Genomic DNA, 3,825 nt, shown 5'->3' with positions numbered 1-3,825 from the left:
CCGCCGCCCGCGACGGCCGTGGTCACCGTGTCGTGGACGTGCAGCCGCCGCCCCTCCGCCTCCAGCGCCCGCCGCAGCCGCTGCTCGCGCCGCTGCGCGTAACCACTGACGTCGGCCGCCATGTGGACCTCGTCCGCGTCGGTCTCGGCGGCCACCTTGCACACCTCACCGGCGACGTCACCGGAGCGGACCACCAGCCGGCCGCCCCGCTCGCGCAGGCCCGTGTCGAGGTCGCGGAGACAGTCGGCGAGGAACGCCAGCCGGTTGGGCGCGGCGAACCCGGAGTCCGTCACACCCCGGTCGCGTACGAACAGGGGGACCACCTGGCGGGCCCCGTCGGCGGCCCGCAGCGCGGGGTGGTCGTGCAGACGCAGGTCCGAGGTGAACAGGACGACCGAGACGTTCATGGTGCGCACTCCTGGGGACGGGAAAGGCGGCCGTGAGGTGCTTCCGGTCGGCGGCACCCGGCGGATGCTGCTGTCACCCGACGGGCGTACGTCCCCTCGGCACCGCGGTGACGTGCATGTCCACGCCGATCGGGGGCAGGCGCACGGGTACGACGGTCCCCGTGGGGAGCCGAGGGTCGATGCTGGAGGTGTCTGCGGACATGGTCGCCAGGGTGTTGGAGCGGTTTCCGGCGGGAGCCCCGCGCGGATCATGGCCCGCCGAGGAGTTCGCGGCCCGGCGCCGCGCCGAGGGTCAGCCCGCCAGGGTCGTCATGGACCTGAAGTCCGACGCGTTCCTCGTGGTGGTCCCGATGGGCGACGAGGACTGACCGTACGGCGCACCGGCCTCAGGACTGTGTTCCGCCCAGCTCGCGCGCCCGCCGCACGAACGCCTCGTACAGATCTCCGGCCGCCTGCGGCACGGACTCCGCGCGTCGGCGGCGCAGCATCAGCAGCACCCGGGCCCTGTCGCCGGCGATCGGCCGGTAGGTGATCGCACCGAGCCGCTCCAGCGGGTCCCCGATCACGCTGAAGTCGGGCAGGACCGTCGCCCCCAGCCCCTCCGCGACCATGAGCTTGCCCATCTCGGCGCCATCGGTCGAGTAGGCGAAAGCAGGCCCCCGCCCATTGAGCAGCCGGTGGACATAGCGGTGCATCACATAGCCGGAGCGCATACCGATCAGCGGTTCGGTGAGTAGCTCGTCCACAGTGACGGTCGGCCGGGCCGCCAGCGGGCTGTCGGGACGTACACACACCACCGGCAGCCCGGACAGCAGCTCGGTGGACTCGAAGTCGGCCGGCATGTCGTCACCGTCGAGGTGATTGACCAGCCCGAGATCGAAACCGCCCTCCGCCAGCGCCCGATGGATGTCCGTCTGCTGAGCGCCGACCACCTCGACCTGGGTGAGCGGATGCGAGGCGCGGAACTCGCGGACGACGGGCAGCAGCAGCGGCACCGTCGCCGCGTTCACCGTGCCCACCCGCACCATGCGGCTGATCCGGTGCCGCTCGCCCGCCGCCGCCCGCAGCCGGTCCACCGCGTCCAGCACGTCGACGATCTTCGGCAGCAGCTCCCGGCCCGCCGCGCTCATCGTCGCGCCGGTCCTTTTGCGCTCAAGGAGGTCGACCCCGAGTTCGCGTTCGAGATTCCTCACCGTCTCGCTCAACGCGGGCTGCGACAGGCGCAGTTCCTCGGCGGCCCGGCGCAGCGAGCCGAGCCGGGTCACGGCCGCGATGTATTCCAGCTGTTCGGTCCGCATGCCCGCAGAATGCGGCCGATTTCCCGGGCCGTTCAAGGGTTTCCCTGTCACACCTTCGTGAAATTCAATGGTCCGCGATACGAGACCGGTCGGGTTTTCCTTGACGGTCCTCGCGGGCGGCTGCCACGATCGATGGCATGAAGATGCGACTGGACCTCACGCGGCGACGCCACGTCGACCTCGCGCGCGTCTCCAGCGCCTCCTGTTGCACCGCGGCCTGATCCCCTTTCCCTCCCTGTCGTGATCCGCCGCTCCTTTTCCGCCTCCGTCTGACCTCCGCCGGATTTCGCTCCGGCCGGATTCGGCGTGCCCGGAAACACATTCCGCAACAGGAGTTCCGCATGCCCGCAGCGCCCGTGAAATTCGCCTACTGGGTCCCCAATGTCAGCGGGGGACTCGTCACCAGCAAGATCGAGCAACGCACCGACTGGAGCTACGAGTACAACCGCGAACTCGCCGTCCTCGCCGAGAACAACGGCTTCGAGTACGCGCTCAGCCAGGTCCGTTACATGGCCAGCTACGGCGCCGAGTTCCAGCACGAGTCGACCAGCTTCAGCCTTGCCCTCCTCCTCGCCACCCAGCGCCTGAAGGTCATCGCCGCCGTCCACCCCGGCCTGTGGCATCCGGGCGTCCTCGCCAAACTCGGCGCCACCGCAGACCACTTGTCCAACGGCCGCTTCGCCGTCAACGTCGTGTCCGGCTGGTTCAAGGGCGAGTTCACGGCCCTCGGCGAGCCCTGGCTTGAGCACGACGAGCGCTACCGCCGCTCCGAGGAGTTCATCCGGGCCCTGCGCCAGATCTGGACCGAGGACCACACCGAACTCGCCGGAGACTTCTACCGGTTGCGTGACTTCTCCCTCAAGCCCAAGCCCCTCAACACCCTTGAGCGACCGCACCCCGAGATCTTCCAGGGCGGCAACTCCACCGCCGCCCGCGCGATGGCCGGCCGGGTCTCCGACTGGTACTTCTCCAACGGCAAGGACTTCGACGGCGTCACCGAACAGATCGCCGACGTACGCCACTCGGCGGCCCAAGTCGGCCGCACCGCACCGAAGTTCGGCCTCAACGGCTTCCTCATCGCCCGCGACACCGAGACCGAGGCCCGCGACACGCTCCGGGAGATCGTCGCCAAGGCCGACCGCGAGGCCGTAGCGGGCTTCGGGGCCGCGGTGAAGCAGGCCGGACAGTCCTCGGCCGACGGCAAGGGCATGTGGCAGGACTCCACGTTCGAGGACCTGGTGCAGTACAACGACGGCTTCCGTACGGGGCTCATCGGCACCCCGGAGCAGATCGCCGAACGGATCGTCGCGTACCGGAAGCTGGGCGTCGACCTTCTCCTGCTGGGCTTCCTGCACTACCACGAGGAGGTCGAGTACTTCGGCAAGCGGGTACTGCCCCTCGTGCGCGAACTGGAGGCCCAACTTCCCGACGCCGAGGCCGAGTCCGTCTCCGTGCACGCCTGATCGCCCCCGCAGCAGACCAGAAAGAGGACCCATGGCCACCGTCCTGTCCGTCTCCGGCAGCCCCTCCGTCTCCTCCCGCACCAACCGGCTCCTGCGCCACCTGGACAAGCGGCTGATCGCCCAGGGGCACGAGGTGATCCCGCTCGACGTGCGCACCATCCCCGCCGAGGCACTGCTCGGCGCGGACTTCCGGCACCCGGCAATCGTCGAGGCGACCGAACTGTTCGCCCGCGCCGACGGAGTGGTCGTCGGCACACCCGTCTACAAGGCCTCCTACTCCGGAGTCCTCAAGGCGCTGCTCGACCTGCTCCCGCAGTACGCCCTCAACGGCAAGACCGTGCTGCCGCTCGCCACCGGTGGGTCCACCGCACATGTGCTGGCCATCGACTACGCGCTCCGCCCGGTGCTGAACTCCATGGGCGCGGCGCACATAGTCCAGGGCTGGTTCACCCTCGACAAGGACATCACCACCCACGAGGACGGCTCGCTCACCGTGGCCCCGGCCACCACCGAGGCCCTCACCCAGGTGGTGGACCAGTTCTCGGCGGCCCTCGGCCGCACCCCGCTCCTGGCGGCGGCGAGCTGACCACCATGACCGCCGACGAGCCCGCCCGCGCGACCGACCGTACGACCGCACGCACGACGGCGCAGGAGACC

At 70.0% G+C, this 3,825-nt stretch carries 7 protein-coding genes; 4 read left to right on the top strand and 3 right to left on the bottom strand.

All coding sequences use genetic code 11. The features are described 5' to 3' along the window. Nucleotides 1-407: deoxyribodipyrimidine photo-lyase (locus R6V09_RS48180; RefSeq protein ID WP_317887783.1), on the bottom strand; the 407-nt coding region annotated here is incomplete at its 3' end. 73 nt (nt 408-480) lie between these two features. After that, a complete protein-coding gene (locus R6V09_RS48175; RefSeq protein WP_317887784.1) occupies nt 481-609 on the bottom strand; it encodes a hypothetical protein in 129 nt (42 codons plus the stop codon). Between R6V09_RS48175 and R6V09_RS48170 the strand changes: the two genes are divergently transcribed. Next, nucleotides 587-775 carry a hypothetical protein gene (locus R6V09_RS48170; RefSeq protein ID WP_317887782.1) on the top strand — a complete coding sequence of 63 codons (189 nt, stop codon included), beginning with the start codon at nt 587-589 and terminating at the stop codon, nt 773-775. The two genes, R6V09_RS48175 and R6V09_RS48170, sit on opposite strands and share 23 nt — an antisense overlap. 18 nt (nt 776-793) lie before the next feature. Here the strand turns inward: R6V09_RS48170 and R6V09_RS48165 are convergent, their stop codons facing one another. Further along, nucleotides 794-1,705: a LysR family transcriptional regulator gene (locus R6V09_RS48165; RefSeq protein ID WP_317887781.1), complete on the bottom strand. Its 912-nt coding sequence runs from the start codon at nt 1,703-1,705 to the stop codon at nt 794-796. Nucleotides 1,706-1,842: 137 nt separating this feature from the next. Between R6V09_RS48165 and R6V09_RS54795 the strand changes: the two genes are divergently transcribed. The 3 genes from R6V09_RS54795 to ssuE all read left to right on the top strand — a co-directional run bounded on the left by R6V09_RS54795 (nt 1,843) and on the right by ssuE (nt 3,754). Next, complete coding sequence (locus R6V09_RS54795) at nt 1,843-1,926, top strand: putative leader peptide (protein ID WP_350966533.1); 84 nt, start codon at nt 1,843-1,845, stop codon at nt 1,924-1,926. Nucleotides 1,927-2,046: 120 nt separating this feature from the next. Further along, nucleotides 2,047-3,168: a dimethylsulfone monooxygenase SfnG gene (gene sfnG / locus R6V09_RS48160; RefSeq protein ID WP_317887780.1), complete on the top strand. Its 1,122-nt coding sequence runs from the start codon at nt 2,047-2,049 to the stop codon at nt 3,166-3,168. A gap of 31 nt (nt 3,169-3,199) precedes the next feature. Then, a complete protein-coding gene (gene ssuE, locus R6V09_RS48155; RefSeq protein WP_317887779.1) occupies nt 3,200-3,754 on the top strand; it encodes an NADPH-dependent FMN reductase in 555 nt (184 codons plus the stop codon). Nucleotides 3,755-3,825 lie beyond the last annotated feature (71 nt).

Origin of the sequence: Streptomyces sp. W16, assembly GCF_033194735.1 — a bacterium.
Classification (GTDB): domain Bacteria; phylum Actinomycetota; class Actinomycetes; order Streptomycetales; family Streptomycetaceae; genus Streptomyces.
The sequence above is the reverse complement of the archived record's forward strand: the minus strand, read 5'-3'. Positions and strand labels throughout refer to the sequence as shown.